This is a genomic window from Promicromonospora sp. NPDC110617, from assembly GCF_055598465.1.
The window spans coordinates 1,299,402-1,324,785 of record NZ_JBVKBM010000001.1; the positions used below are offsets into that span (position 1 = coordinate 1,299,402).

Below are 25,384 nucleotides of genomic sequence, written 5' to 3' on the forward strand. Positions count from 1 at the left end.
GCCGCCCGCCGGTTGATCGTGCGGCGGGTGCTGTTGACCGGACGGCGGGTCTACTCGACCTCGGCCGGGCGGCGGCCCGCGCGGTCGTGCCGCCAGGCCCGGACGCCCGCGACGACCGACGCGGCGATGACCACGCCCGCCACCACGTACGCGATGGGGCGCACCGACGGGTCCGACGCGGCGTAGTAGCCGAGCACCGTGATGAGCACGCCCCAGCTCACGGCGCCGAAGATGTTCGCGGTGAGGAACCGCAGGTAGGACATGCCGCCGATACCCGCGATGACCGGCACGAACACACGCGCCCAGGGCATGTACCGGCCGATCACCACGGACCACCAGCCGAACAGCTCGTAGAACCGCTCGGTGCGCACCACGGTCGCCTGCACCCAGCGGCCCTTGCGCGTGCTCAGGTACGGGCGCCCGTACCTGCGCCCCAGCAGGAACGCGACCTGGTCGCCCGCCACCGCGGCGACGCCGACGCCGATCGCGAGCACCCAGATGTCGATCCGGTCGGTGCTCCCGGCGACGATCCCCGCGCCGAACAGCAGCCCGTCCCCGGTGAGGAACGGGATGAAGACGCCGACGAAGAACGCCGTGCCGACGAACACCAGGCCCCAGACGGCCAGGTAGAAGGCGAGAGGCCCGAGCACGTCGAGCCAGCCGGCGACGTCGTCCGAGACCGCGGTCCTGACCATCGAGGGCGTCCTCCGGGGCTGGGGGAACAAGCTGGTTAGGACAGCCTAAGGCGTCCCGGGCCGTGCTCCGTCAGGTCAGGCCCCGGGCCGGTCCACCACCCGGGACATCACCAGCGCCGTGCGCGTCTTGACCACGTGGGTGACCGTCCGGATGCGCTCCACGGTGCGCTCGATCTCCTCCATGCTGGTGGCCATGACGTGCACGATCGCGTCGGCGTCGCCGGTCACGGTGGAGACGCGCACCACCTCGGGGATGGGCGCGAAGTCGCGCTCCAGCACCTTGGGTGACACAATCCCGGAGCAGAAGATCTCGACGTAGCCCTCCAGGATCCAGCCCATCGCCTGCGGGTCCACGCGCACGGTGAAGCCGGCGATCTCCCCGCGGGCGAGCATGAGGTCGACCCGGCGCTTCACGGCGGGCGCCGAGAGGCCCACCACGCTGCCGACCTCCTGGTACGTGGCACGCCCGTCGCGCAGCAGCTCGCCGACGATTGCCCGGTTCACGGCATCCATGAACGAATCGTTCAATACTCGCTGCGATTGCGCAAGAATCCGTGCCTGGATACGCAACGGATGCCCGGCTGTTGTGAATCGGTGCGGCCTTAATCTCGCGCCATGACGCAGACCCCCGCGCAGCGGACCGCCACGCCGCGGCACTACCTCATGTGCCCGCCCACGTACTTCGACGTCGTCTACGCCATCAACCCGTGGATGGACCCGTCCTCTCCCGTCGACGCCGCCAAGGCCCTCGCCCAGTGGGAGGCCCTGCGTGACGCCTACGAGGCGCGCGGTCACAAGGTCGACGTCATCGAGCCCGAGCCGGGCCTGCCCGACATGGTCTACGCGGCCAACGGCGGCATCGTCGTGGGCGGACGGGCGCTCGCCGCCCGCTTCACCTACCCGGAGCGCGCCGCCGAGGGCCCCGCGTACGACCGCTGGTTCGGCACGCCCGCCGCCGAGGGCTACCGCCGCCTCGGCGAGTCGACCGAGATCATGGAGGGCGAGGGCGACCTGCTGACGATCGGCAGGCTGCTGCTCGCCGGCACCGGCTTCCGCACCACGCCCGCCGGCCACGCCGAGGTGGCCGAGCGGCTGGAGCTCGCGGAGCAGGGCATGGAGCTGGTCCCCCTGGAGCTCGTGGACCCGCGCTACTACCACCTCGACACGGCGCTCTCCGTGCTCGACGACGGCGCCGTCTCGGGCGAGACCGTCGTGGCCTACCACCCCGAGGCGTTCAGCCCCGCCGCGCAGGAGACGCTGCGCACGCTGTTCCCCGACGCGATCCTGGTCGGCGCCGAGGACGCCGCCGTCCTGGGCCTGAACGTCGTGTCCGACGGGCTGAACGTGTTCCTCAGCGACCGCGCCCGCGACTACGCCGACGCGCTGAAGGAGCGCGGCTTCGTGCCCGTGGGCATCGACCTGTCCGAGATCTTCAAGGGCGGCGGCTCGGTCAAGTGCTGCACGCTCGAGCTGCGCCCCGCCACCACCGAGGAGACCCGATGACCACCGTCCCGTACCTCGACGTCGCCGCCACCGCCCGCTGGGTCGCCCGCCGCGGCCCCGAGGCAGCCATCGCCGCGCTGACCGACGCCCTGGACCGCGACTTCGCGCGCTGGCCTGAGCTCGACAAGCGCCCGCGCATCGCGTCGCACTCCCCGGAGGGCGTCATCGAGCTGATGCCCACGTCGGACGCCGAGACCTACGGGTTCAAGCTGGTCAACGGCCACCCGCTCAACCCCGCGAACGGCTTCCAGACGGTCACCGCGATCGGCATGCTGGCCGACGTCGGCAACGGGTACCCGACGTTCCTCGCCGAGATGACGCTGCTCACGGCGCTGCGTACGGCCGCGACGTCGGCCCTGGCCGCCCGCTACCTGGCGCCGGCGAACTCGCGGACGCTCGCCCTGATCGGTTGCGGCTCGCAGGCCGAGTTCCAGGCGCTCGGCATGCGCGCCGAGCTCGGCATCGAGACGCTGCGCGTCTTCGACGTCGACCGCGAGGCGATGGAGAAGCTGGCGAAGCACGCCAAGGCGCTCGGCTTCGACGTGGTCCTGGCCGACGACGCCGCCGACGCGGTGCGCGGCGCCGACGTCATCACGACGTGCACCGCCGACAAGCAGAACGCGACCGTGCTGCACGACGCCGACGTGACCGGCGGCGTGTTCATCAACGCGATCGGCGGCGACTGCCCGGGCAAGACCGAGCTCGACCCGGCGATCGTCGCCCGGGCCGGCGTGTTCGTCGAGCTGCCGGAGCAGACCCGCATCGAGGGCGAGATCCAGCGCCAGGCTGCCGACTTCCCGGTGACCGAGCTGTGGCAGGTCGTCACGGGCGCGGCACAGGGTCGCACCAGCCAGGACGAGCTGATCGTGTGGGACTCTGTCGGCTTCGCCGTGGAGGACTGGACCGCGCTGAAGTTCGTGCTGGAGGACGTCACGGCGAACGCGCCGGAGCTGCTGCAGCACCTGGACCTCATCGCGGAGCCGGAGAACCCGAAGGACCTGTACTCCCTGGTCGCGGAGGCCTGAGAAACCGCTGGTCGAGCTACACGATCGCTGGTCGAGCTTGTCGAGACCGGGTGAGGTCTCGGCAAGCTCGACCAGCGGAGGGCCAGCAGCCGGATCAGAGGAGCTCGGCGCGGAGCTCCGGTTCGGCGTCGAAGGTGTGGAACGGGTGGGTCGGGGTCGTCAGGCGGTGGTGGCCCAGGCGGAGCAGGTCCTGGTCGACGCCGCCCGGGGTGAGCATGAGCATCCAGTCGGCCGCCATGTCGTACAGCTCGGGCTCCAGGTAGCCGATCTTCACCACCACGACGTCGGTACCGCGCGGGTCCAGCCCGATCGTCGTGAAGTCGCTCTCCAGGTGGTACGGCTTGCGCCGCTCCGTGAGGATCACGCGCAGCCCGCCCAGGCGCACGACGGCGACGATGCCGGCGTCGGGGTCGCCCTCACTCACGTGCTCCACCACGCCGGTCAGCCGGACCGGCCCGTGCGGGCCGTCGTCGACCCGGGCGCCGGCCTCGACGTCGACCTCCGCCCCCGCGCCGCGGGACGCGAACGTCGCGGCCACCGAGCGCGCGGCCGCGGCGTCGGGCAGCGAGGCGTAGATCGCGGTGCGGCCGCCCTCCTCGGGCGCGGCCGCGAACGCGGGCTCCGCGAGGAGCCGCGCAAGCGTCCAGGTGACGTCGCCCGCGCCGCCCGCGGTCGGATTGTCGCCCGAGTCCGAGAGGAAGTACGGCCGGGCCGTGCTCGCCAGCGCCGTCGCGACGCACTGCTCGTACGGGGCGGCGGGTGCGACGAACGCGAAGTCGTCGCGCGCGTCCCAGTACTGCCGGGCGAGCTGCTCGGCCTCGCGCACGATCACCTCCTCGTCGTCACCGGTGACGACGACGGCGGCCCGGCAGCTCGGCTCGTCGGCCCACGCGTACCCGACCCAGAGCGCGGCGTCGAGCACGCCGGGCAGGTCGGCCACGCGCGCGACGTCGGCGTAGATCGAGGCGGCCGGCTCGATACGGGTGCTGGTCTTCTCGCCCGGCAGGAGCACGGGGACCTGCAGCCACGCCTTCTTCGGCGCGCCGCCGGACGTCAGCCGCGCGAGCAGGTTCGCGGCCGCCCGCTCGCGGGTCTCCCAGGCGTCCTCGTGCGGGGCCATCCGGTAGCACGTGATCAGGTCGCTGGCCTGGGCCAGCTCGCGGGGCACGTTGCCGTGCAGGTCCATCGTGGTGCTGATCAGCGTCCCGGGCCCGACGACGGCGCGCACCGCCGCCGCGAGGTCGGACTCGGCGTCGTCCCGGCCCACCACCGTCATGGCGCCGTGGATGTCGAGCAGCAGGCCGTCGTACGGCCCGTGCTGCGCCTGCTGGTCGCGCAGCGTCGCCACGATCTCGTCGCGCACCGACTCGTAGACCTCGGCGGGCACGGCGCCGCCGGGCAGCGACCGGGCGTGCAGCACGCCGGTCCACGCGGCGGCGTCGCGCAGGGGCGCGCCGTCGGCGAGGAACGGGTAGTGCTGCACGAGCTCGTCGCCGCGGCGCAGGGTGAAGGCCTCCCACCCGGAGCGGTGCGGGGAGAACGTGCTGGACTCGATCGACATGCCGGCGATCGCGACCCGCGGGCGGGGATTGGTCATCGTGGTCCTTCCGACGCAGTGGGGGACGGGACAGGGGACGGTACGGGGGACGGCGTGACGGCGAAGGCGTGCGGGACGAGCGCGTCCTCCAGCAGGCGGCCCACGCCGACGAGGTTCGCGTCGGCGCCCAGCCCGGACGGCGCGATCACGAGGTCGCGGGTCATCAGCGGGTGGGCGCCCTCGTAGATCTGGCTGCGGATCGCCGAGACGAACGGCTCCAGCGTGGACAGCGCGCCGCCCAGGTACACGGCGCCGGGGTTGAAGAAGTTGACGACCGTGCACAGCGCCGCACCGAGGTGTCGGCCCGCGGTCCGGGTCAGCGTGGTCGCCACGGGTTCGGCGTCGCGCACCAGGGCGAGGACGTCGGCCGTCGCGGCGACGTCGTACCCCTGCTCGTTCAGCAGCCGCACGAGCGCGGCGCCCGAGGCCACCGTCTCCAGGCAGCCGCGGTTGCCGCACGTGCACGGGGTGTCGCCGCCGGCGGGGATGCGGGTGTGCGTGATGTCGCCCGCCGCGCCGCCCGCCCCGCGGTAGAGCCGGTCGTCGACCAGGATCCCGGCCCCGATCGCGCTGCCGGCCTTGACGGAGACCGAGTGCCGCGTGCGGCGGGCGTGCCCGAAGTGCTCGCCGACGGCCATCGCGTTGGCGTCGTTCTCGACCACGGCGGGCACGCCGAGCGCGTCCTCCAGCCAGGAACCGACGTCGAACCCCGACCAGCCGGGCATGCGCGACGGGCTGTCCAGGGCGCGCTGGGCGACGTCGACGGGCCCCGGCAGGGAGATGCCGACGCCGAGCAGGCGGCCGCCGTCGGGCGCGGCGCCGGCCAGCTCGCGCAGCGCGGCCGTGACCTGCGTCAGGACCCGCTCGGGTCCGTCCGCGATCGCGAGGGCGACCTCCGTGGTCGTGGCCAGCTCGCCGCCGTGCCGCAGGATGCCGAGCCGGGCGTGCGTGCCGCCCACGTCGACCACGCCGAGGTAGCCGGTGCTGCCGGGCACGCGCAGCGCCCGCGGCCGCCGTCCGCCGCTGGACTCGCCCTCGCCCGTCTCCTCCAGGGCGCCCGCGGCGAGCATCGCCTGCACGCGCTGCGAGACGGTGGACGGCGCGATGCCGAGCGACTCGGCGATCTCCTTGCGCGAGCGGGCGCGGCCGCTGGACACGAGCACGAGGATCTCCCGCTCGAGCCGCGGCGCGGCGGCCCGGGGACGCGTGGGCTGGGGCACGGGCCTCCTCCAGACGTGGTGCAGAACTTTTTTCGATAGGTGGAACAAGTGCTGGGCAAGAGTCTGCACCACGTTCCTGCTGTTCCGGACGGACGGGCCTTTTTGCGGCGCCGAATTAACAGTCTTGTTACGGCTTTCGCATAGATCCGGGAAACTTAGTACGTCTACGGTGCTCCATTATTCGGCTGACGAAACAAGTGCCCGTGCCGCACAGGCCCCGGCGTCGTCAGCCCCGCAGACCAAGGAGACCCAGATGCGCACCACGCATGCCGGACGGGCCGCACGGCTGGCCGTCGGCGCGGCCGCCGCCGTCGCCCTCCTCGCCGGATGCTCGACGTCCTCCGGTGCGGACGCGTCCGCCGCCCGTACCGACGTGAACTACGCCCTGCCCGCCAACGCGACCCCCAACTGGATCGTGCCGCTGGGCATCGCGGGCAAGCTCGCGACCCACAACTCCGCCATCATGCGCACCCTCTGGGAGCCCCTGGTGGCCTACGACGGCTCCGAGGGGGAGGTGGGGCGCGTGGCGAGCGCCGATCTCGCCGACGAGATCACCTTCTCCGACGACTCCCGCACCGTGACGATCACCCTCGACGACCGCACCTGGAGCGACGGCGAGCCCGTCACCTCGGCGGACGTGAAGTTCTGGTTCGACCTCGTCCAGGCCAACACGGACGTCTGGGCCAGCTACTCCGAGGGGCGCATGCCCGACAACGTCACCGAGGTGGCCACGCCCGACGAGAAGACCGTCGAGCTCACCTTCGACAAGGTCTACAACCCGGAGTGGCTGCAGGCCTCCCAGCTCACGCTCGTGGTGCCGCTGCCCGCGCACGCCTGGGCCAAGGCCGCCGACGGGGACGAGCCCGACCCGGCGCTCGCCGAGACGAAGGACGGCGCGAAGGCGATCTTCGACTACCTCGTCACCCAGAGCGAGGACCTGGGCACCTACGAGTCCAACCCGCTGTGGCAGACCATCAACGGCCCGTACTCCCTGACCGGGTTCACGGACAGTGGCCAGGTCGAGCTGACGAAGAACGAGAAGTACGACGGCGACGACGCCGCCTCGATCGACACCGTCAACCTGCTGCCGTACACCTCGACCGACGCCGAGGTGAACGCGGTGCGCTCCGGCGCCGTCGACTACGGGTACATCCCCACGACCGGCCTGGACGCGCCGGAGCAGTACGAGTCGCTCGGCTACGCCGTCGAGCCGTGGGCGGGCTGGTCCATCACCTACCTGCCGTACAACTTCAACCACCCCGAGCTCGGCCCGGTCTACCGCCAGCTCTACGTGCGCCAGGCGCTCCAGCACCTGGTGGACCAGGAGCAGATCTCCGACGTCATCTGGAAGGGCGCCGCGCTGCCCGGCTACGGCCCCGTGCCGCAGAACCCCGAGAGCGACTTCCTCTCCGAGGAGCAGAAGACCAACCCGTACCCGTTCGACCCGGAGGCCGCGGCCGCGCTGCTGGCCGACCACGGCTGGACCGCGGGGTCCGACGGCGTGCTGGAGTGCACCAGCCCGGGCGACGGCGACGACGAGTGCGGCAAGGACGTCGAGAAGGGGCAGCAGCTCGCGATCACGATCCTGACGCAGAGCGGCTCGGCCGAGACCGACAACATGTTCGCCGAGATCAAGTCCACCTTCGAGCAGGCCGGCGTGGGTGTGACCATCGAGAGCGCGCCGCTGAACACGGTGCTGTCCTCGATCGCCCCGTGCACCGCCGACCAGGCGGACTGCGACTGGGAGCTGCCGTTCTTCGGCACCGCCGGGAGCTGGTACTTCGGCGGGTACCCGAGCGGCGAGCGGGTGTTCGGCACGGGCGCCGCGTCGAACTTCGGCTCCTACTCGGACGAGGAGCTCGACACCCTCATGCACGACTCCACCGAGAGCACCGACCCGTCGGTCATGCAGGAGTACTCGAAGTTCGGCGCCGAGAACCTGCCGGTCATGTGGCTGCCCAACCCCGTCTACCAGGTCTCCGTGATCAAGGACGGGCTGGAGGGCACCACGCAGGACCCGCTCGCCAGCTTCCACCCGCAGCGCTGGAGCTGGGCCGGCTGACATGACGACAGCCGTCCCCGCGCAGAGCGGGACCGTCGAAGCCGGAGCCGCCGCGCCCGCGCCCGTCAGGGCAGCCCGCGGCGGCTTCGGCCGCTTCCTGATCCGGCGCGTGCTCCAGGCGCTCGCCGTGATCCTCGTGGTCAGCGTCATCGTGTTCGCGCTGCTGCACGCGCTGCCCGGCGGCCCCGCCCGCGGCGTCCTCGGCCAGCAGGCCACCCCCGAGCAGATCGCGGCCTTCGAGGCCGCCAACGGCCTGGACCAGCCCGTGGTGCTGCAGTATCTGTCGTTCCTGGGGCGCTCGCTGACGGGCGACCTCGGCGAGTCGTACCTGCTCAACCAGTCGGTCTCCGACGCCATCGCGCTGCGGCTGCCCAAGACGCTGCTGCTGACCGGGCTCTCGCTCGTCGTCGCGGTGCTGGTCGCCGTGCCGGCCGGCGTCTACCAGGCCGTGCGCCGCAACCGCGCCGTCGACTACTGGCTGTCCACGCTGGCGATCGTCGCCTACTCGACGCCGACGTTCTTCCTCGGGATGCTCCTCATCCTGCTGCTCAGCCAGAACGCCGGGCTGTTCCCCGCGGCGGCGCCCCAGGGCACCGGGATCGCCGAGGTGCTGGCCCAGCCGGCCGGGCTCGTGCTGCCCGTGCTCACGGGTGCGGTACCGATCGTGGCGACGTTCAGCCGCTACATGCGCTCCTCGACCCTCGACAACCTCGGCGAGGACTACGTGCGCACCGCCCGCGCCAAGGGCACCGCCTACCGCGGCGTCGTGCTGCGGCACGTGCTGCGCAACTCGCTGACGCCCGTCGTCGCGATGCTCGGCTACTACCTGCCCGTCATGTTCGGCGGCGCGCTCGTGGTGGAGCAGCTCTTCAACTACCCCGGCATGGGTCTGCTGTTCTGGAGCGCCGCGCAGAGCAGCGACTTCCCGGTGCTGCTGGGCTGCGTGCTCGTCATCTCGGTGGCCACCGTCGTCGGCTCGTTGCTGGCCGACCTGCTCCAGGCCCTCCTGGACCCGCGCACCCGAGGCGGCCTGCGATGACGGGGCTGCGTCGTTTCACGAGGAACCGGCTGGCCGTCGTGGGCGCCGTCGCGCTCGCCGTGCTGGTGCTGTTCGTGCTCGTCGGCCCGCTGGTGTACCCCACGGAGCAGGTGGCGACCGACCTGGGCGCCGCCAACCTGCCGCCCGGCGTCGACGGGCACCCGCTCGGCACCGACGCGCTCGGTTATGACAACCTGGGCCGGCTGATGGTGGCCGGCCGGGTGTCGCTCCTGGTCGGGGTGCTGGCCGGGGCGCTCGCGACGGTGGTCGGCACCCTTTGGGGCGCCGTGGCCGGGTACGTGGGCGGCGTCGTGGACGCCGTCATGATGCGCGTGGTCGACGCCGGCATCGCCATCCCGGCGATCTTCCTGCTGCTCGTGCTCTCCACGATCGTGCGGCCGACGGTCGGCATGATGATCGTGGTGCTGGGGCTGGTGTCCTGGCTGGTCCCGGCCCGGCTGATCCGGGCCGAGGCCCTGTCGGTCCGCACGCGCGACTACGTGGTGGCGGCCCGCGCGATGGGTGCCACGCACCGCCGCACGGTGCTGACGCACGTCATCCCCAACACCGTGGGCACCGTGGTCGTCAACGCGACCTTCCAGGTGGCCGACGCCATCCTGCTGGTCGCCTACATCAGCTTCCTCGGGATGGGCGTCCAGCCGCCCACGACCGACTGGGGCGCCATGCTCAACGACGGCATCAACTACATCTACCAGGGCGCGTGGTGGCTCATCCTGCCGCCGGGCCTCGCGATCGTGATCGTGGTCTGCGCCCTGAACTTCGTGGGCGACGGGCTGCGGGACGTCGTCGACGTGAAGGGGAGGACCGCATGAGCGACGTCGTCCTGCGCATCGCGGACCTGAACGTCACCTTCACCACCGACTCCGGGGCGGTGGAGGCAGTGCGCGGCATCGACCTGGAGGTCCGCCGCGGCCGGGTGGTGGCGCTGGTGGGCGAGTCCGGCTCCGGCAAGAGCGTCACCTCGTTGTCCGTGCTGGGGCTCCTGCCCGGGACGGCGCGGGTGTCGGGCTCGGTCGAGCTGGCCGACGGCGACGGTCTGCGCGACGTCGTCACCACCCCCGAGGAGCAGCTCGTGGACCTGCGCGGCCGCGTGGCGTCCATGGTGTTCCAGGAGCCGATGACGGCGCTCAACCCGACCATGACCCTGGGCGACCAGGTCGCCGAGGCGGTGCTGAACCACGAGCGGGTGCCGCGCGCCGTCGCCCGCGAGCGGGCCGTGGACCTGCTGCGGTCGGTGGGCATCCCCGAACCGGAGCGGCGGGCAGGGCAGTACCCGCACGAGCTGTCCGGCGGGCAGCGGCAGCGCGTGGTCATCGCGATCGCCCTGGCGTGCGAGCCGCGGCTGATCGTCGCGGACGAGCCGACCACGGCGCTCGACGTGACGGTGCAGGCCGGGATCCTCGACCTGCTGCGTGAGCTGGTGGCGCAGCACGACACGGCGCTGCTGCTGGTCACGCACAACATGGGCGTGGTGGCCGACCTCGCCGACGAGGTGGCCGTGATGAGCGGCGGCCGGATCGTGGAGCACGGGCCGGTGGAACAGGTGCTGCTGGCGCCCGCGCACGCGTACACGCGGGCGCTGCTGGACGCGGTGCCGGCGCCGCCGCCGGCGAGCGATCGCGGGCCGAGCTTGTCGAGACCTCGTGCGGAGGTGTCGGAGGTCTCGGCAGGCTCGACCGGCGGGGTCGGCTCGACCGGCGTTGTCGGCTCGACCGGCGATCGGTCGTCCGGCGGCGACCGCGAGGTCGTGCTCGACCTGCGCGGCGTCAGCCTCGACTACCGGGTGCAGGGCCGCCACGTGCGGGCTGTCGAGCGTCTCGACCTGACCGTGCGTGCGGGCGAGATGCTGGGCCTGGTGGGCGAGTCCGGCTCGGGCAAGTCGACGGCGGGCCGGGCCTGCCTGGGTCTGCTCGCGCCGTCCGAGGGCGAGGTGCTCCTGCTCGGCACGTCGGTGGCGCGGGCGCGCGGCCGGGCGCGCCGGCGTCTGCTGGCCGACGTCGGCGTGGTGTTCCAGGACCCGGGCGGGTCGCTCGACCCGCGCCGGCTGGTGGGTGAGTCGATCGCCGAGCCGCTGGCGATCCACGGCCGGGACGGGCGGCGCCTGTCCCCGGCCGAGAAGCGGGCGCGGGTGCGCGAGCTGCTGGACGCCGTCCGGCTGCCGGCGGGCGCCGAGCGGCGCTACCCGCACGAGTTCTCCGGCGGGCAGCGGCAGCGCATCGGGCTGGCCCGCGCGCTCGCGCTGCGCCCCCGCCTGCTCGTGGCCGACGAGCCGACGAGCGCGCTGGACGTGTCCGTCCAGGCCGAGGTGCTGCAGGTGCTGCGCGACCTGCACGCCGAGCTGGGGTTCGGCTGCCTGTTCATCAGCCACGACCTGGGCGTGGTGCACGAGCTGACCGACCGCGTGGCCGTGCTGCGCTCGGGCCGTCTCGTGGAGAGCGGCCCGACGGCGGAGGTGTTCAGCGCGCCCCGTGAGCTGTACACGGCCGAGCTGCTGGCCTCGGTGCCGACGCCGGACCCGGTGGCGCAGCGCGAACGGCGCGCGGCGCGGCTGCGGCTGGCCGAGGCCGTGCCGGGTGCGGCCGCGGGCTCGGCCGTGAGCGCGGGCGAGGACCGGTGACGGACGCGCCCACGGCGGGCGTCGACATCGGCGGCACCAAGATCCGCGCCGCCCTGGTGACGCCCGACGGCGCGGTGCTCGCCTCGGCGACCGCGCCCACGCCGTCGGGCGGCCAGGCCATGCTTGACGTCGCGGCAGAGCTGGTCGCGCGGGCGTCCGCGACGGCGGGGCGGAGCGCGGTCGGGGTCGGGGTCGGCGCGGCCGGCGTCGTCGACCCGGTGACGGGCGAGGTGCTCGCGGCCAGCGACTCCTTCGTCGACTGGGTGGGTACGAACCTGCGCTCCGGGCTCGCCGCCCGGACCGGGCTGCCGGTGACGGTCGCCAACGACGTGGACTCGTTCCTCGTGGGCGAGGCGACCTGGGGCGCCGTCCGCGGCGTCCGCTCGGCCGCGGGGATCGCGCTCGGGACCGGCGTCGGGGGAGCGCTGTGGCTGGACGGCGCGCTGTACCGCGGCGCGGGCGCGGCCGGGGAGATCGGGCACATGCCCGGGTTCGGTGACGCACGGTGCACCTGTGGGCAGCGCGGGCACCTGGAGACGCTCGCGTCCGGGCGCTCGGTGGAGCGGCGGTACGCGGAGCTCCTGGGTGGCGCAGGCCCCGGCGGGACGAGCCCCGGCGGCGTCGACGCGGCGGGTGGTGGTGCGGTGGGTGGCGGTGCGGCGCGCCGTGGCGCGGACGGCGTCGGCCCGGACCTCGTCGGGGCCGCGGAGATCGAGGCCCGCGCGCGGGCCGGCGACGAGGCGGCGCTCCGGGTGCTCGCCGACGCCGGCCGCGCCGTCGGCTCGGCGGTGCTGGTGCTCGCGGCGCTGCTCGACGTCGGGCACGTGGTGGTGGGCGGCGGGCTGGCTCGCGCCTGGGACCTGCTGGAACCCGCGATCCGGGCCCGCCTGGACGACGAGCCGCCCGTCTCGGGTCACGGTATCGAGGTGCGCCGGGCGGTCCTGGGCGGCGACGCGACGGTCGTGGGAGCAGCGGCCCTGGCCCGCTCCTAGCGGGCGGCGCAGATGAGTTCGGTTCCTTGCCTGCCCCATGAACACGGACGGCGCCCGGCCGCGGTGTGCGGTCGGGCGCCATCGGACTGGCTGCCTGAGGGGATCAGGCGGCCGTGGTGACCTCGATGCGCTGCGGCGTGGTGCCGGCGAAGACGCCCGGCACGGTGACCGTCAGCACGCCCGCGTCGTAGGACGCGGTCACGGCGTCGCCGTCCACGGCCTTCGGCAGGGTGACGACACGACGGAAGGAGCCGAAGCGGACCTCCGAGATGCGGCGGCCCTCGGACTCCTCCGAGCGCTGGTCCTTGCGCTCGCCGCGGACGACGAGCTTGCGGCCCTCGACCTCGACGGTGATGTCGTCGGCCGGGTTCACGCCCGGCAGGTCGAGGCGGGCGACGAGGTCCTCGCCCTCACGGTAGACGTCGGCCGCGGGCACGACGCCCTCGGAGACGCCGAGCTGCTGGCTCCACGGCTCGCGGAGCCAGGTGCTGGCGAACGGGGAACGGGTAAGAACGGTGGTCATGATGTCCTCCTCCGGACGGGTCTGATGACGGGTACAACCTGAGTCGACCCGACTCAATTTCCGGGTTCGCCGACGGCGGACGCCGCCCCCCTCCCGCACCGGGATCAGTGCCGGGTGATCGTCAGCGCCGCCTCGTCCGCGCCGACGGTGACCTCCGCCGAGCCGCCGACCGGGATCGTGAGCAGCGGGCTGGTGTGCCCGAAGTCGACCCCCGCCAGCACCGGCTTGCCAGCCAGCGCGGGCTGGCGCGCGACGATCTCGTCGAGCGCCGCACGCGTCATGCCCGTGGCGGCCTGGAACCGGCCGATCACCAGCCCGGCCACGCCGCCGGCGTCGGGCAGCTGGAGCAGGGAGGTGAGGTTGCGGGCGAAGGCGACCGTGTTCGACTCGAAGTCGTCCTCCAGGAAGAGCAGTGCGCCGTCGAGCGACGGCATGTTCGCGGTGCCCTGGAGCAGGTTGAGCGTGCAGAGGTTGCCGCCCACGATCCGGCCCGACGCCTGCCCCGGCCGCAGCCGCCACCAGCCCTCGTTCGCCACGGGGGTGCGGCTGTCCTGGTCGAGGAACCACAGGTCGTCGGTCCAGGCCCCCGACGGCTCGACGACGATCGGGGCGTCGCCGGTCACCGCGGCGCGGAACCAGTCGCCCGTGGGCTCGAAGTGGTCGCGCATGCCCCAGCTCGACCAGTGCGGGCCGGAGTAGGTGACCAGGCCCGTGCGGGCGAGGATCGCGTTCTGCAGCGCGGTGATGTCGGAGTACCCGCAGAACACCTTGGGGTGCGCGGCGATCAGGTCGAAGTCGAGGTGGGGCAGCAGCTCGTTGCTGTTGAACCCGCCGATGACCGTGAGGATGCCGGCGACGGCCGGGTCGGCGAACGCGGCGTGCAGGTCGGCCACGCGGTGCTCGATCGAGGCGCTGCGGAACTGGTCGTCCTCGTCCACGTGCTCGCCGAACGTGAGCGTGAGTCCCATCGCGGCGAACCGCTCGTCGATCCAGCGGGTGTTGTCGTGCTCCATGATCAGGGACCGCGACCGGGCGGGGGCGACGACGCGGACGGTGTCGCCGGAGCGGAGCCGGGGCGGGACGATGGTTGCGTGCGCTGACATGACCGCAGCCTAGGACGACGCCGTCGCTGTCGGCCCCCGGATTTTCCCGACCAGTTCCCGACCAGGAGGAACGATGCGCGCAACCCGGATCATGGCCAACCTGCAGGTGGCCGACCTCGACGCGGCGAAGGACTTCTACGCCGGCTACCTCGGGCTGAGCACCGAGGAGTTCAACCTGGGCTGGGTGGCCCGCTACACCTCGCCGGACACCGGTGCGGTGGTCCAGCTCGTGACGCGTGACGAGACAGCGGCGGAGGACGCGGCCGTCTCGATCCACACGCCGGACGTCGAGGGCGCGTACGCCGAGGCGCGGCAGCGCGGGTACGAGATCGTGCACCCGCTGACCACGGAGTCGTGGGGCGTGCGCCGGTTCCTCGTCCGGGCGCCGGACGGCAACGTGATCAACGTGGTGCACCACCCGGACTGAGGCCATGCCGGTTTCATGGCCTCACCGGTGGATCGGGCCGTCCGTCTCGCTCAGGGGACGGGCCGTGGCACCGGACCGGGCCGCGATCAGCTCGGCGACGATCGACACGGCGGTCTCGTCGGGCGTGCGTGCACCCAGGTCCAGCCCGATCGGGCTGTGCAACCGGGCCAGAGCGGCGGGCGGTACGCCGTCCTCGACCAGGCGGGCGGTCCGCTCGGCGTGCGCCCGGCGGGAGCCCATGGCGCCCACGTAGGTGCCGGCCGGCAGGTCGGTGAGCGCCGTGTGCAGCAGGGGTACGTCGAACTTGGCGTCGTGGGTCAGCACGCAGACGGCGTCGCGCGCGGAGACGCGGCCCGCCGCGATCTCGGCGGTCAGGTACCGGTGCGGCCACTCCGTCACCACCTCGTCGGCCTCCGGGAAGCGTGCCGGCGTGGCGAACACCGGGCGGGCGTCGCACACCGTGACCCGGTAGCCCAGCAGCCGGCCGGCTCGCGCCAGCGCCGCCGCGAAGTCGATCGCGCCGAACACCAGCAGCCGCGGCGGCGGCGTGAACACCTGCAGGAACACCCGCGTGCCCGTGCCGGTGCGCTCGCCCTGCGGCCCGTACTCCCGCAGGGCGGAGGTGCCTGCGGCGACCTGCCCGACGGCGTCCGCGGTCACCGCCGTGTCCAGGCCCGCGTCCCCGAGGGTCCCGTCCAGGCCGCCGCCCGCGCCCGCCCCGGGAACGACCAGGTGCCGCCCGAGCGCGCCGCCGTCACCGGCGCCGCCGGCGTCCGCCCCGACGACCGTCGCCAGGCAGACGCCCGACGGCGCGAGACCGCCGTCGGGCGACGAGGAACCCGGCACCCGCCGGGCGAAGGAACCGAAGCCCGGCCAGGCCGCCCGAGACAGGGGCGCGACGAAGACCTCGATGGTCCCGCCGCAGGTCAGGCCCACGTCGAAGGCGTCTTCGTCGGTGACGCCGTAGCGGGCCGCCACGGGCCGGCCGGTCTCGGCGACCTCCAGGCCGAGGTCGTACACGGCACCCTCGACGCACCCGCCGGACACCGAGCCGATCACCTCGCCGCCCGGGCCGACTGCCATCGCGGCCCCCGGCTCGCGCGGCGCGGACCGGAACGTGCGCACCACCGTGGCCACGGCCGCGCGCTCGTCGGCGCGCCACCAGTCCAGCAGCTGCGGCAGCAGATCCCGCACCCCGGCTCCCTCCTCCGCGCGCGGACTCGCGAACCTCCGCGCGAACCCCTTCTCCTGCCAGGTTCTCACTTCCGTGTCACGCGCCGAGGTCGCCCAGGTAACCGGTACGTCTGTCACGTCGTGCGGTTCGGGGCGATGATGGGGAGATCGCAACGACGCGAGGAGGACCCCATGAAAGCAGCAGTGGGCGACCGGATCGTCACCGCTTCCGGAGTGGTCGGCGGCGTGGTGCGGGACGGCGTGGTGACCGAGTGCCCCCATGGCGACGGATCGCCGCCGTACCGGGTGCGCTGGTCCGACACGGGCGAGGAGACGCTCGTCTACCCGGGCGGGGACACGTACGTGGACGCGCAGGTCGAGGCCGGCTCGGGCGCCTGGGCGGAGGCCCGGCGCGGGCGCGCGCTCACCTGGGACGTGCGGATCACCGTGGTCGAGGCCGCGGGCAGCACGACGGCGGAGGCGACCGTGATGAACGGGCCGCCCGACGCCCTGCGCGGCGTCGGGCACGCCAGGAAGTCACCGGAGGACGACGAGGTGCCGCTGATCGGCGACGAGATCGCCGCCGGCCGGGCGCTGCGCCGGCTCGCGGACCGGCTGCTCGCCGTGGCCGAGGCCGACGTCTCCGCGGCGGTCGGGCACAAGGCGCACCTGCACCGGTGACCCGGATCGGCGTTACGCCAGGATCCCCGACGCGTCGAGCGCCGCACGGATCTCCGGGTCGAGCCACGGCTCCACGCCCGCCCAGGTGGTGCGCCACGAGATGCCGGTGATCCGGGTGCCGTCGGCGAACGTCTCGATGTAGTCGGCCTGCAGCACCCCGTGCTCGTCGCACCAGAAGGCGTTCGCGGGGCTGCCGTCCAGGAGCTGGTCGATGCGCATCGCGGAGACCGAGACGCCGTCGGGCAGCACGAGCGGCTGGGTGTCGGTGCGCACCAGCAGCGCGTGCTGCGTGCGGGCGGGATCGGTGTCGTCGAGTTGGGTGTACTCGACCCAGGAGCCGACGGTCGCGAGCTCCAGCACCAGCAGGTACCGGGCGAACGAGGGCACGCCGTTCCCGACGCCCGGAGGCAGGTCGGCGCGCTCGAACGCGACGTCCACACCGCCCGGCTCGCGCTGGTGCGACCAGCGCACCCAGCGCCGCACGTCACCCTCGTACTCCACGCGGTGCCGGGCCCGCAGCACGACGTGGGGCATCGGTCGCATCGCCAGCACCGACTCGAGCACCAGCAGGCCGTCCGCGGTCTCGGACTCCCGGCGCACCAGGGCGCCGTCCGGGGTGGTCCCGTTGTTGCTCAGCGCCTGGATGTACATGGCCGATCCTCCGGTGCGGCGGGGTTCCGCGCCAGGGTAACCGGCGACCGGCGCCGCTCGCCGGGTAGGTTGCGGACATGAGCGAGCGCGTGGACGTGGAACAGCACCGGGCCGACGTCGCGGAGCTGCTCGCGACGTTCGTCGAGCGGCCCGTCCAGGAGGTCCCCCTCGACGGCGACGTGCTCGGCCGTGTGCTGGCGCGCGACGTCGTGGCATCCGAACCGCTGCCGCGGTTCCGCAACTCGCAGATGGACGGCTTCGCGGTCCGCGCCGCGGACGTCGCCGCGGCCGCCCCCGACGCGCCGGTCACGCTGCCCGTGGTGGGCGACGTCGCCGCCGCCCCGGGCGACCCGGCCCCCCTGGCGCCGGGCACAGCCGTCCGGATCATGACCGGGGCCCCCGTCCCCGCCGGCGCGGACGCCGTGGTCCCCGTCGAGGACACCGACCACGGCACCTTCAACCGGGTAACGGCGGCCCCGGCGGCGGCGTCTGCGGCCACTATGGCCCGGGTGGCGGTGGCGCGCGGCCGGGCGGTCGGCGAGTTCGTCCGGGAGCCCGGGTCCGACGTCGCCGCCGGCACCGTCGTGCTCCCCGTCGGCACGGTGCTCGCACCCCATCACGTGGCGGCCGCCGCCGCGTGCGGCGTCGCCCGCCTCGCGCTCGTCGCCCCGGTCTCCGTGGCGGTCGTCTCCACGGGCAGCGAGCTCGTCGGGCCAGACCGCGAGCCCGGCCCCGGACAGATCTTCGACGCCAACGGCCCGGCGCTCGCGGCCGCGGTCCGGGCGGCCGGCGGGCACGTGGGCCTGCGCCTGGCCCTGCCCGACGACCCGGCCGCGGTACGAGCCGGCCTGGAGCGCGCGGCCGCGGACCACGACCTGGTGCTCACCACGGGCGGCGTGAGCCAGGGCGCCTACGAGGTGGTCAAGGACGCCCTGCCGGAGGTCACCTTCCGCTCCGTGGCCATGCAGCCCGGCGGCCCGCAGGGCCTCGGCCGGGTCGGCCGCACACCGCTGCTCGCCTTCCCCGGCAACCCCGTCAGCGCGCAGGTCTCGTTCGTCGTCTTCCTCCGGGAGATCCTGCGCGCGGCCGCGGGCCTGCCGCCGGTGGACCGGGTACGGGCGGTGCTCGACGGCGCGGTGGCCTCGCCGGCGGGCAGGCGGCAGCTTCTGCGGGGGCGCTGGGTGCGCACGGCCGGGCCGGGCGCCTCGGCGGGCAGCACGCCGCACGTCGCCGTCGTCGGCGGCCCCGGCTCGCACCTCGTGGCGTCGATGGCCGCCGCGGACGTGCTGATCGACGTGCCCGCGGCCGCGACTACGCTCGAACCGGGTGCCGAGGTGGTCGTGTGGCCGCTGTGACGTCGCACCCGAGCGAGAGGGACCGGTGAGGATGAACGAGGTCGTGCGGGTGACGCAGGAAGTGCTCGACGACGCCGTCGGGCGGGCGGTCGAGGCCGCGGTGGCCGCGCCGGAGTGCGGCGCCGTGGTCACGTTCCGGGGCGTGGTGCGGGACGACGACGGGGGCCGCGACGTGGTCAGCCTCGACTACGAGGCGCACCCCGACGCGACCGCCGTCCTGCAAAAAGTGTGCCAGGCGGTGGCCGCCGAGACCGGCCTGCGCGTCGCCGCGACGCACCGCTACGGGCACCTCGTGGTGGGGGACGTCGCACTCGTGGCGTCGGCCTCGGCCGGGCACCGCACGGAGGCCTTCGAGGCGTGCTCCCTGCTGGTCGAGCGCATCAAGGCCGAGGTGCCGATCTGGAAGAAGCAGCAGTTCACGGACGGCGAGTCCGAGTGGGTCGGTCTGTAACGATCCGCCGCACCCGGGTGACCGCCCGGCCGACCGTGCGCGGGATGCTGGCGGGCAGCAGCTCGGGGAGCCGGCTGACGCGGCTGGGCAGCGTGAGGCTGGGCCGCGACAGGCTGGGCCGCGACAGGCCGGACTTCGACAGGCCGGGCAGGTGGAGGCTCGGCAGGTTCAGGCTGGACAGGCTCGGCAGCGTCGGAAGACTTGGCAGGGTCGGAAGACTCGGCAACGTCAGGGTGGGCACGCTCAGGCTCGGCATGCTCAGCCCCGTCAGGCCGAGGCTCGGCAGCCGGTGCATCCCGCGCACCCAGATGCGTTCGCGTACCGGTGGGGGCGGCACGTCGAGCTGGTCGTAGAACGCCTCGGCGCAGGCCCGCCAGGAGAACAGCTCCGCGTGCCGGCGCGTCTCCGCGCGGGAGCACGCCAGCGCGGCGAGGCAGGCCGCCCGCAGGTCGTCGTCGACGGCGCCCGCGCCGGAGCCCGGGATGAGGTCGCGGGGGCCCGGCGCGTCGAAGCCGGCCACGGGTGTGCCCGAGGCCATGGCCTCCAGGATGACCAGGCCGAACGTGTCGGTGCGGCTCGGGAAGACGAGCACGTCGGCGTCGGCGAAGTGCTGGGCCAGGTCGTCGCCCGAGCGGCGCCCACGGAAGTGGGCGCCGGGGTGGGCGGCCTCCAGGTCGGCGCGGGCCGGTCCGTCGCCGACCACCACCTTGGAGCCGGGCAGGTCCAGGTCGAGGAACGCCTCCACGTTCTTCTCCACCGCCAGCCGCCCCACGTACAGGAAGACGGGCCCGGGCAGGTCGCGGTAGACACCGGTCCCCGTGGTCCCGGTCCCGGTGGCGGCGGCCCGACGGCGGGGGTGGAACTGCTCCGTGTCCACGCCGAGGCTCCACGGCGTCACGTTCCGGATGCGCCACTGGGTGAGCTGTTCGCGCATGGTCGGCGTCGCCACCAGCACCGCGCCGGACTTGTCGTGGAACTTGCGGACGTAGCGGTAGCCCGCCCACAGCGGGATCCACGACCAGCGCGCGGACACGTACTCGGGGAACTGGGTGTGGTAGCTGGAGGTGAACGGGAAGCCGAAGTGGTCGCAGACGGCGCGCGCGTACCACCCCAGCGGACCCTCGGTGGCGATGTGCACGGCGTCGGGCGCGAACTCCAGGAAGCGCCGCTCCACGTCGTCGCGCGCCATGATCGGCACCCGGATCTCGGAGTAGGTGATCAGGGGGATCGTCCGGTAGCCGTCCCACGGCGTGACCACCTCGACCGCGCAGCCCATCCGGCGCAGCTCGGCCACGGTGCGCGAGAGCGCCGTGGCCACGCCGTTCACCTGCGGTTCCCAGGCGTCGGTGACGATCATGATCCGCTGCGGCCGCTCGGTCGCTGTCAGCACGGCGCGATTCAACCACGTTCCGGGGGACGCGCCGACCACCGGGAGGCCGGGCGGCCCGGTGGTCGGCGCGGTCACGTCAGTCCTGCGCGTCGAGGTAGGGCTCGACGTTCTCGGTGTACGCCGTCTCGATGCGCGGCGTCACCGACGCGAACGCCGTGGCCGGGTCGGCGCCCTCGATGATGATCTGCTCCAGGGCGTCGTTGAGCAGGGCGTCGGCACCGGGCACGAAGACGCGGACGTCGTCCTGCTTGCGGGCCTTGTCGGCGAGCTGGTCCACCGCGGTGCGGAACTGCGGCGTCTCCTCGTAGGTGGCCGTCATGGTGTCGCTCTCCACCGCGGAGGTGCGCACGGGCATGTAGCCGGTGCTCTGCGAGAAGGTGGCGGTGTTCTCGGTGTTCGTGAGGAACTCCAGGAACATCGCGGCCGCGAGCTGCTCCTCGGGCGTCTTGGACGACGGGATGGCCAGGCCGGTGCCACCGGTCGGGGTGCCGCCGCCCTGCGGGCCGTCGGGCAGGTAGGCCGTGCCCACCTCGAACTTCGCGGCGTCGAGCGCGCCCTTGAGCGAGCCCGTGGAGCCGATGGTGGAGGCGATGAGGCCGGAGGAGAAGTCGGCCATCGCGTCGTCGGCGGACAGGGTGGCCACGCCGGACTCGTGGAAGAGGTCGTGCACGAACTGGCCGCCCGCGATCGCCTCGGGGGTGTCGAGGGTGAGCTCGAAGCCGTCGGAGTACGCCCCGCCCTGGCCCCAGATCATGTTCTCGAACCACCAGGCGCCCCACGACGGGCCGGTCGACAGGCCGAACGTCGAGCCCTTCTCGGGCACCTCCTTCTTCAGGGAGGCGTCCCACTCCTCGAGCTCGGCCCAGGTCTCCGGGCCGCGGTCGGGCAGGCCGGCGGCCTCCCACAGGTCCTTGTTGTAGTAGAAGAGCGGCGTCGAGCGCGCGTACGGGACGGCCCAGTGCTGGTCCTCGTACTCGTAGTCGGAGTACAGCGCGGGCTGGAAGTCGGCGGCATCGGCGTCCAGGAACTCCATGACGTCGTCGACCGGCATGATCTGGTCGTTCAGGTGGTAGCGGAACCACCACACGTCCGAGGCGATGACCAGGTCCGGCAGCTCGTCCGTCTGCGAGGCGGCCTGGAAGCGCTGCGCCACCTCGTCGTAGTCGGCTCCGGCGGTGACCAGCTTGACGCTGATCCCGGTCTCGGCCTTGAAGTCGTCGATGAACTGCTGCTCGACCTCCTGGGAGGCGCCCGGGTGGTTGCTCCACCAGGTGATCTCCTTCGCGGGCTCGACCTGCGACCAGTCGACGGCCTCGGCACTCGCCTCGGAGCCGCCGGTCGCGCCGACGCTCGGGCCGGCGCAGCCGGCAGCGGTCAGGGCGGTGAGCGCGGCGAGCGCGGTGACGACGGCGGCGCGGGGGCGCCGGGCGGCCCTGCGGGCAGGACTGTGGGACACGGGGGTGCTCCTTGGGTTTCGTTCCGGGACGGCGCACCCGGTTCCGGGCGCTGGGGGAGGGGAAGGAGAGGGGCGGCTCAGCCGGTGACGGCGCCCGCGGTGAGGCCGGCGACGAGCCGGCGCTGCAGGACGAGGAAGACCAGCAGGATGGGGAGGGTCACGACGACCGTGGCGGCGAGCAGCACGCCCCAGTTCGTCATGCCGTCGGTGTTCTGCAGCAGGGTGAGCCCCACGGGCAGCGTCATCTTCGAGGGGTCGTCGACGACGAGGAACGGCCACAGGTAGTCGTTCCACTCCGTCACGACGGAGACCAGGGCGACGGCGGCGAGCGTAGGCGTGCTCATCGGCACCACGAACCGCCACAGCTTGCGCCAGTGCCCCGCGCCGTCGAGCTCGGCCGCCTCCAGGACGGACCGCGGCAGCGTGAGGAAGTGCTGGCGGAACAGGAAGGTGCCGAACGCGCTGGCCAGGCCCGGCACGAGGATGCCCTGGTAGGTGTTGAGCCAGCCGAGGCTCGCCACCAGGGTGTAGTTGGGGATGATCGTGATCTGCGGCGGGATCATCAGCGTGGCGATGACCAGCCCGAACACGACCTTGCGGAACGGGAAGTCCAGGAAGACGAGCGCGTACGCGCAGCACAGGCCGAGCGCGACCTTGAGGCCGGCGCCGACGATCGTCAGGCCGATGCTGTTGACCAGCAGCCGGCCGAGCGGGATGGCGCCCGCGGCCTGCGCGTAGTTGTCGAGGTCCGGCTGGGCCGGGAGCCACTGCAGCGGGAGCTGGTAGAGCTCGTCGGGCGCCTTGAGGCTGGCGAGCGCCATCCACAGCAGCGGCGCGCCGAGCACGACCGTCGCGAGGATCATCGTGAGGTAGCCGCCGACCTGCGGTGAGCGCCGTCGTCGGGCCGGGATGGCGGGCGGCGCCGGAGTGCCGGGCTGGGGGAGCGTGGCGGCGGTCATGCGTAGTGCACCTTCTGCTGGACGAACCGCAGCTGCACGGCGGTGACGGCGAGCAGCACGAGGAACAGGACGGTGGCGACGGCGGACGCGTACCCGGCCCGGCCGTTGACGAAGCTCTCCACGTAGATCGAGTACATGAGCGTGGTGGTGGACCCGAGGGGGCCGCCCTGCGTCATGGCCTTGATGGTGTCGAAGGACTGCAGGGAGCTGAGCAGCATCGTCACGAGCAGGAAGAACGTGGTGGGCGTGAGCAGCGGCAGCACGACCGAGCGCAGCGTGCGGGCCGCGGACGCACCGTCGATGGCGGCGGCGTCCTTGAGGTCCTGCGGCACGGCCTGCAGGCCGGCCAGGTAGATGAGGGCGACGTACCCGAGGTTCTTCCACAGGTAGACGATGATGACCATGACCAGTGGCCACGGGCGGCTCGTGTACCAGTCGGGGGACGCGATGCCCACCCAGCCGAGCACCTCCTGGATCAGGCCGTAGCGCGGGTCGAACATGAAGAGCCAGAGGATGCCGACGGCGAAGCCGCCCAGCACGTAGGGCGCGAACGCGACGGTGCGGGCGACGCCCCGGCCGCGCAGCCTGCGGTTGAGCAGCAGGGCCAGGCCGAGGCCCAGGACCATGGCGCCGCCGACGGTCGCGACCGTGAAGACGAGGGTGGTGGTGACGACGCGCCCGGTGGTGGGCGCGGTGAACCACTCGACGTAGTTGCCGAGCCCCACGAACCGCGCGGTGGGCGAACCGAGGTTCCACTGGAGCGTCGAGAGGTACAGGCTCTCGACCAGCGGCCGGTACACGAAGACGAGCAGGAGGGCGATGTTGGGGCCGGCCAGCAGCAGCGCCCAGAGCAGGGCGGTGCGCCGGCGTCCGGCCGCGAGGCGGCTGCGGCGCGGGCGCTGCGGTGCTGTGCGCTCCGGGGCCGTGGAACCGGCCGGCGGGGCGCCGGGGTCCTCGGGCGCCCGTGGCGTCGCGATGGTGGTCACGTGCCGGGAGCCTAGGAACCCGTCTGGGCGTTATGCGGCTTTTTGGTGGCCGGGTGGCCGAGGCTTCCGGCAACGTACACGCGGGCGTCCCCGGGGCGTCACCTCGGACGACGGGACGTCACGTGCCGGTCATGTCAGCCGCCGATGCGGCTCAGGGGCCGAGCAGTGCGAGTGGGACAACCGCGACGCCGTCAGGCCGCCGGTAGGCAAACTCGCCCGTCGTGACGACAACTCGATCGGCCATTCGGTCGCCGATCTGGTCGTGAAGCCAGTTGAGATGGCGCACGTCTTTGTCGGTGACCGTCGCAGCGAGCTTGACCTCCACGGCGACGACCTTCCTGTCCTCGCCTTCGACGATCAGGTCCACCTCGTGGTCGGTGTTCTTGGTGCGGAGGTGGCCGACCTCGGCGTCGAGAGCTCCTGCGTAGACACGCACGCTTTGCGCAGTGAGCGACTCGAAGAGCGCCCCGAGCCAGGTCCCGGTCTGTGCCGAGACGCGGGTCCCCTCGCCGCGGAGCAGACCAGGCTTTCCCACTCCGACGAGGCGAGCGGCGAGCGCTGGGTCGACGAGGTGGTGCTTGGGAGCCTGTGTGAGCCGCTTGAGAGTGTTGAAGGTAGGTATCCAGGCAGGGATCGGGTCGAGGACGAAGATGCGCTGGAGATGCTCGCGGTAGGAGTCTGAAGTTACTCGGCTCGGCTTGTCGTCGTCGCCGGGCGTCGCTGCGTCGAGGATCGTGGTGTAAGAGGCATCGGTAGCTGTCGCGGCACCATAGGCAGCAAGCCAGGCTCTGAGCGCATTCGGTCGGCGTACGGTGATTCCGTTCTCGGGAAGCTCTCGTTCTGCGATTCGTGCCACATAGCTGTCCAACTGGACCCGCCGGGCGCGCTCGGGTAGGTCCCGAATGCCGGGGAATCCTGATCGAAGGATTTCATCGGCATATGTCTGCAGGTCAATAGTGGTGCGGCCGCCGATCGCAGGATGTTCGCCCCGGAGCAGCGCGCCAAGCGAGACCGTTGGCTCGTTGAGGCCTCGTTCCGCGAAGGCGAGGGGGCGCATCGGGAAGCTGACGATTCGCCCGGCCCCCGAGTGAATACGCACCCCGGGCGGCACGCTCGCTGACCCAGCCAGAAGGAACTGTCCACCCTTGTTGTTGTCGTCAACGGCTCGGCGAACGCGGTCCCAGACCGAAGGCTCCAGCTGCCACTCATCGATCAGCACGGGCGGTGGCGCCTGGACGACATAATCGGGGTTGCCTGCGAGCACCTCACGCTGGCGAGGCTCGTTGAGCGTCAGTACCGTTGCCGCTCGCTGGCTGGCAGTGGCCGTCTTTCCCACACCCTTGGCGCCCTCCAGGGCAATCGCCGCCAGGTGAGGGAAGAGGTCGTCGAGGACGTCATCAACGATCCGGCGCTGGTATGCCATAGGCCCAACCTAGCAGTTGGACCGTGCTCCATTAG

Annotated in this window: 24 protein-coding genes; 11 read left to right on the forward strand and 13 right to left on the reverse strand. The window is 72.9% G+C overall.

Features of this window, described 5'->3' with window-relative positions; all coding sequences use genetic code 11:
- Positions 1-50: 50 nt before the first annotated feature.
- Together ACZ7LE_RS05610 and ACZ7LE_RS05615 are read right to left on the reverse strand one after the other, a co-directional pair.
- On the reverse strand, positions 51-695 hold the full coding sequence (locus ACZ7LE_RS05610; RefSeq protein ID WP_470402332.1) for a DedA family protein: 645 nt from the start codon (positions 693-695) through the stop codon (positions 51-53).
- Positions 696-770: 75 nt separating this feature from the next.
- Positions 771-1,208: an Lrp/AsnC family transcriptional regulator gene (locus ACZ7LE_RS05615; RefSeq protein ID WP_285102503.1), complete on the reverse strand. Its 438-nt coding sequence runs from the start codon at positions 1,206-1,208 to the stop codon at positions 771-773.
- A gap of 102 nt (positions 1,209-1,310) precedes the next feature.
- On the opposite strand from ACZ7LE_RS05615, the gene ddaH reads away from it, so the two are divergent.
- Positions 1,311-2,198 (forward strand): dimethylargininase, encoded by an 888-nt coding sequence (gene ddaH / locus ACZ7LE_RS05620; protein ID WP_470402333.1) that lies wholly within the window; start codon positions 1,311-1,313, stop codon positions 2,196-2,198.
- Positions 2,195-3,223: an ornithine cyclodeaminase gene (locus ACZ7LE_RS05625; protein ID WP_470402334.1), complete on the forward strand. Its 1,029-nt coding sequence runs from the start codon at positions 2,195-2,197 to the stop codon at positions 3,221-3,223. The genes ddaH and ACZ7LE_RS05625 overlap by 4 nt, the downstream gene beginning before the upstream one ends.
- A 94-nt stretch (positions 3,224-3,317) precedes the next feature.
- On the opposite strand, the gene ACZ7LE_RS05630 is transcribed toward ACZ7LE_RS05625, so the two are convergent.
- Both ACZ7LE_RS05630 and ACZ7LE_RS05635 read right to left on the reverse strand, forming a co-directional pair.
- Positions 3,318-4,820 (reverse strand): M81 family metallopeptidase, encoded by a 1,503-nt coding sequence (locus tag ACZ7LE_RS05630; protein ID WP_470402335.1) that lies wholly within the window; start codon positions 4,818-4,820, stop codon positions 3,318-3,320.
- Positions 4,817-6,040, reverse strand: coding sequence for an ROK family transcriptional regulator (locus ACZ7LE_RS05635; RefSeq protein ID WP_470402336.1), 1,224 nt, complete (start codon positions 6,038-6,040; stop codon positions 4,817-4,819). Before ACZ7LE_RS05635 ends, ACZ7LE_RS05630 begins: the two co-directional genes overlap by 4 nt.
- A 253-nt stretch (positions 6,041-6,293) precedes the next feature.
- Here ACZ7LE_RS05635 and ACZ7LE_RS05640 point away from each other — a divergent pair, with 253 nt between their 5' ends.
- From ACZ7LE_RS05640 to ACZ7LE_RS05660, 5 genes are read left to right on the forward strand one after another with little or no spacing between them, the layout of a single operon-like run.
- A complete protein-coding gene (locus tag ACZ7LE_RS05640) occupies positions 6,294-8,102 on the forward strand; it encodes a peptide ABC transporter substrate-binding protein (RefSeq protein WP_470402337.1) in 1,809 nt (602 codons plus the stop codon).
- Between the two features lies 1 nt (position 8,103).
- Positions 8,104-9,141 (forward strand): ABC transporter permease, encoded by a 1,038-nt coding sequence (locus ACZ7LE_RS05645; protein ID WP_470402338.1) that lies wholly within the window; start codon positions 8,104-8,106, stop codon positions 9,139-9,141.
- Entirely contained in the window at positions 9,138-9,974 is an 837-nt protein-coding gene (locus ACZ7LE_RS05650) for an ABC transporter permease (protein ID WP_470402339.1), read from the forward strand. The genes ACZ7LE_RS05645 and ACZ7LE_RS05650 overlap by 4 nt, the downstream gene beginning before the upstream one ends.
- Positions 9,971-11,779 (forward strand): dipeptide ABC transporter ATP-binding protein, encoded by a 1,809-nt coding sequence (locus ACZ7LE_RS05655; RefSeq protein WP_470402340.1) that lies wholly within the window; start codon positions 9,971-9,973, stop codon positions 11,777-11,779. The genes ACZ7LE_RS05650 and ACZ7LE_RS05655 overlap by 4 nt, the downstream gene beginning before the upstream one ends.
- Positions 11,776-12,771, forward strand: coding sequence for an ROK family protein (locus ACZ7LE_RS05660; protein ID WP_470402341.1), 996 nt, complete (start codon positions 11,776-11,778; stop codon positions 12,769-12,771). Before ACZ7LE_RS05655 ends, ACZ7LE_RS05660 begins: the two co-directional genes overlap by 4 nt.
- Before the next feature lie 103 nt (positions 12,772-12,874).
- Here the strand turns inward: ACZ7LE_RS05660 and ACZ7LE_RS05665 are convergent, their stop codons facing one another.
- Positions 12,875-13,294: an Hsp20/alpha crystallin family protein gene (locus ACZ7LE_RS05665; RefSeq protein WP_470402342.1), complete on the reverse strand. Its 420-nt coding sequence runs from the start codon at positions 13,292-13,294 to the stop codon at positions 12,875-12,877.
- A 104-nt stretch (positions 13,295-13,398) separates the two neighbouring features.
- Entirely contained in the window at positions 13,399-14,397 is a 999-nt protein-coding gene (locus tag ACZ7LE_RS05670) for a S66 family peptidase (RefSeq protein WP_470402343.1), read from the reverse strand.
- A 73-nt stretch (positions 14,398-14,470) separates the two neighbouring features.
- Here ACZ7LE_RS05670 and ACZ7LE_RS05675 point away from each other — a divergent pair, with 73 nt between their 5' ends.
- On the forward strand, positions 14,471-14,824 hold the full coding sequence (locus ACZ7LE_RS05675) for a VOC family protein (protein ID WP_470402344.1): 354 nt from the start codon (positions 14,471-14,473) through the stop codon (positions 14,822-14,824).
- Positions 14,825-14,845: 21 nt separating this feature from the next.
- Here the strand turns inward: ACZ7LE_RS05675 and ACZ7LE_RS05680 are convergent, their stop codons facing one another.
- Positions 14,846-16,018: an XdhC family protein gene (locus tag ACZ7LE_RS05680; protein WP_470402345.1), complete on the reverse strand. Its 1,173-nt coding sequence runs from the start codon at positions 16,016-16,018 to the stop codon at positions 14,846-14,848.
- Positions 16,019-16,189: 171 nt separating this feature from the next.
- Here ACZ7LE_RS05680 and ACZ7LE_RS05685 point away from each other — a divergent pair, with 171 nt between their 5' ends.
- Positions 16,190-16,678: a dsRBD fold-containing protein gene (locus ACZ7LE_RS05685; protein WP_470402346.1), complete on the forward strand. Its 489-nt coding sequence runs from the start codon at positions 16,190-16,192 to the stop codon at positions 16,676-16,678.
- A 12-nt stretch (positions 16,679-16,690) separates the two neighbouring features.
- On the opposite strand, the gene ACZ7LE_RS05690 is transcribed toward ACZ7LE_RS05685, so the two are convergent.
- Positions 16,691-17,329: a hypothetical protein gene (locus tag ACZ7LE_RS05690; protein ID WP_470402347.1), complete on the reverse strand. Its 639-nt coding sequence runs from the start codon at positions 17,327-17,329 to the stop codon at positions 16,691-16,693.
- A 77-nt stretch (positions 17,330-17,406) separates the two neighbouring features.
- Between ACZ7LE_RS05690 and ACZ7LE_RS05695 the strand changes: the two genes are divergently transcribed.
- Positions 17,407-18,684 carry a molybdopterin molybdotransferase MoeA gene (locus tag ACZ7LE_RS05695; RefSeq protein WP_470402348.1) on the forward strand — a complete coding sequence of 426 codons (1,278 nt, stop codon included), beginning with the start codon at positions 17,407-17,409 and terminating at the stop codon, positions 18,682-18,684.
- Between the two features lie 31 nt (positions 18,685-18,715).
- Positions 18,716-19,135, forward strand: a complete 420-nt coding sequence (locus tag ACZ7LE_RS05700; protein ID WP_470403278.1) for a molybdenum cofactor biosynthesis protein MoaE — start codon at positions 18,716-18,718, stop codon at positions 19,133-19,135.
- Here the strand turns inward: ACZ7LE_RS05700 and ACZ7LE_RS05705 are convergent.
- The 5 genes from ACZ7LE_RS05705 to ACZ7LE_RS05725 all read right to left on the reverse strand — a co-directional run bounded on the left by ACZ7LE_RS05705 (position 19,101) and on the right by ACZ7LE_RS05725 (position 25,349).
- Positions 19,101-20,525 carry a glycosyltransferase family 4 protein gene (locus tag ACZ7LE_RS05705; RefSeq protein WP_470402349.1) on the reverse strand — a complete coding sequence of 475 codons (1,425 nt, stop codon included), beginning with the start codon at positions 20,523-20,525 and terminating at the stop codon, positions 19,101-19,103. The genes ACZ7LE_RS05700 and ACZ7LE_RS05705 overlap by 35 nt on opposite strands.
- Before the next feature lie 76 nt (positions 20,526-20,601).
- Positions 20,602-21,981: an ABC transporter substrate-binding protein gene (locus tag ACZ7LE_RS05710; RefSeq protein WP_470402350.1), complete on the reverse strand. Its 1,380-nt coding sequence runs from the start codon at positions 21,979-21,981 to the stop codon at positions 20,602-20,604.
- Positions 21,982-22,058: 77 nt separating this feature from the next.
- On the reverse strand, positions 22,059-22,940 hold the full coding sequence (locus tag ACZ7LE_RS05715) for a carbohydrate ABC transporter permease (RefSeq protein ID WP_470402351.1): 882 nt from the start codon (positions 22,938-22,940) through the stop codon (positions 22,059-22,061).
- Positions 22,937-23,926, reverse strand: coding sequence for a carbohydrate ABC transporter permease (locus ACZ7LE_RS05720; protein ID WP_470402352.1), 990 nt, complete (start codon positions 23,924-23,926; stop codon positions 22,937-22,939). Before ACZ7LE_RS05720 ends, ACZ7LE_RS05715 begins: the two co-directional genes overlap by 4 nt.
- Positions 23,927-24,077: 151 nt before the next feature.
- Entirely contained in the window at positions 24,078-25,349 is a 1,272-nt protein-coding gene (locus ACZ7LE_RS05725) for an ATP-binding protein (RefSeq protein ID WP_470402353.1), read from the reverse strand.
- Positions 25,350-25,384: the final 35 nt, after the last annotated feature.

Excerpts from the sequence above, each read along its gene's own strand:
- ACZ7LE_RS05690 (WP_470402347.1), bottom strand. The coding sequence starts at position 17,329 with ATGTACATCCAGGCGCTGAGCAACAACGGGACCACCCCGGACGGCGCC.
- ACZ7LE_RS05695 (WP_470402348.1), top strand. The coding sequence starts at position 17,407 with ATGAGCGAGCGCGTGGACGTGGAACAGCACCGGGCCGACGTCGCGGAG.
- ACZ7LE_RS05700 (WP_470403278.1), top strand. The coding sequence starts at position 18,716 with ATGAACGAGGTCGTGCGGGTGACGCAGGAAGTGCTCGACGACGCCGTC.
- ACZ7LE_RS05615 (WP_285102503.1), bottom strand. The coding sequence starts at position 1,208 with ATGGATGCCGTGAACCGGGCAATCGTCGGCGAGCTGCTGCGCGACGGG.
- ACZ7LE_RS05665 (WP_470402342.1), bottom strand. The coding sequence starts at position 13,294 with ATGACCACCGTTCTTACCCGTTCCCCGTTCGCCAGCACCTGGCTCCGC.
- ACZ7LE_RS05610 (WP_470402332.1), bottom strand. The coding sequence starts at position 695 with ATGGTCAGGACCGCGGTCTCGGACGACGTCGCCGGCTGGCTCGACGTG.
- ACZ7LE_RS05675 (WP_470402344.1), top strand. The coding sequence starts at position 14,471 with ATGCGCGCAACCCGGATCATGGCCAACCTGCAGGTGGCCGACCTCGAC.
- ACZ7LE_RS05645 (WP_470402338.1), top strand. The coding sequence starts at position 8,104 with ATGACGACAGCCGTCCCCGCGCAGAGCGGGACCGTCGAAGCCGGAGCC.
- ACZ7LE_RS05625 (WP_470402334.1), top strand. The coding sequence starts at position 2,195 with ATGACCACCGTCCCGTACCTCGACGTCGCCGCCACCGCCCGCTGGGTC.
- ACZ7LE_RS05670 (WP_470402343.1), bottom strand. The coding sequence starts at position 14,397 with ATGTCAGCGCACGCAACCATCGTCCCGCCCCGGCTCCGCTCCGGCGAC.
- ddaH (WP_470402333.1), top strand. The coding sequence starts at position 1,311 with ATGACGCAGACCCCCGCGCAGCGGACCGCCACGCCGCGGCACTACCTC.
- ACZ7LE_RS05630 (WP_470402335.1), bottom strand. The coding sequence starts at position 4,820 with ATGACCAATCCCCGCCCGCGGGTCGCGATCGCCGGCATGTCGATCGAG.
- ACZ7LE_RS05685 (WP_470402346.1), top strand. The coding sequence starts at position 16,190 with ATGAAAGCAGCAGTGGGCGACCGGATCGTCACCGCTTCCGGAGTGGTC.
- ACZ7LE_RS05725 (WP_470402353.1), bottom strand. The coding sequence starts at position 25,349 with ATGGCATACCAGCGCCGGATCGTTGATGACGTCCTCGACGACCTCTTC.
- ACZ7LE_RS05655 (WP_470402340.1), top strand. The coding sequence starts at position 9,971 with ATGAGCGACGTCGTCCTGCGCATCGCGGACCTGAACGTCACCTTCACC.
- ACZ7LE_RS05640 (WP_470402337.1), top strand. The coding sequence starts at position 6,294 with ATGCGCACCACGCATGCCGGACGGGCCGCACGGCTGGCCGTCGGCGCG.
- ACZ7LE_RS05650 (WP_470402339.1), top strand. The coding sequence starts at position 9,138 with ATGACGGGGCTGCGTCGTTTCACGAGGAACCGGCTGGCCGTCGTGGGC.
- ACZ7LE_RS05715 (WP_470402351.1), bottom strand. The coding sequence starts at position 22,940 with ATGACCGCCGCCACGCTCCCCCAGCCCGGCACTCCGGCGCCGCCCGCC.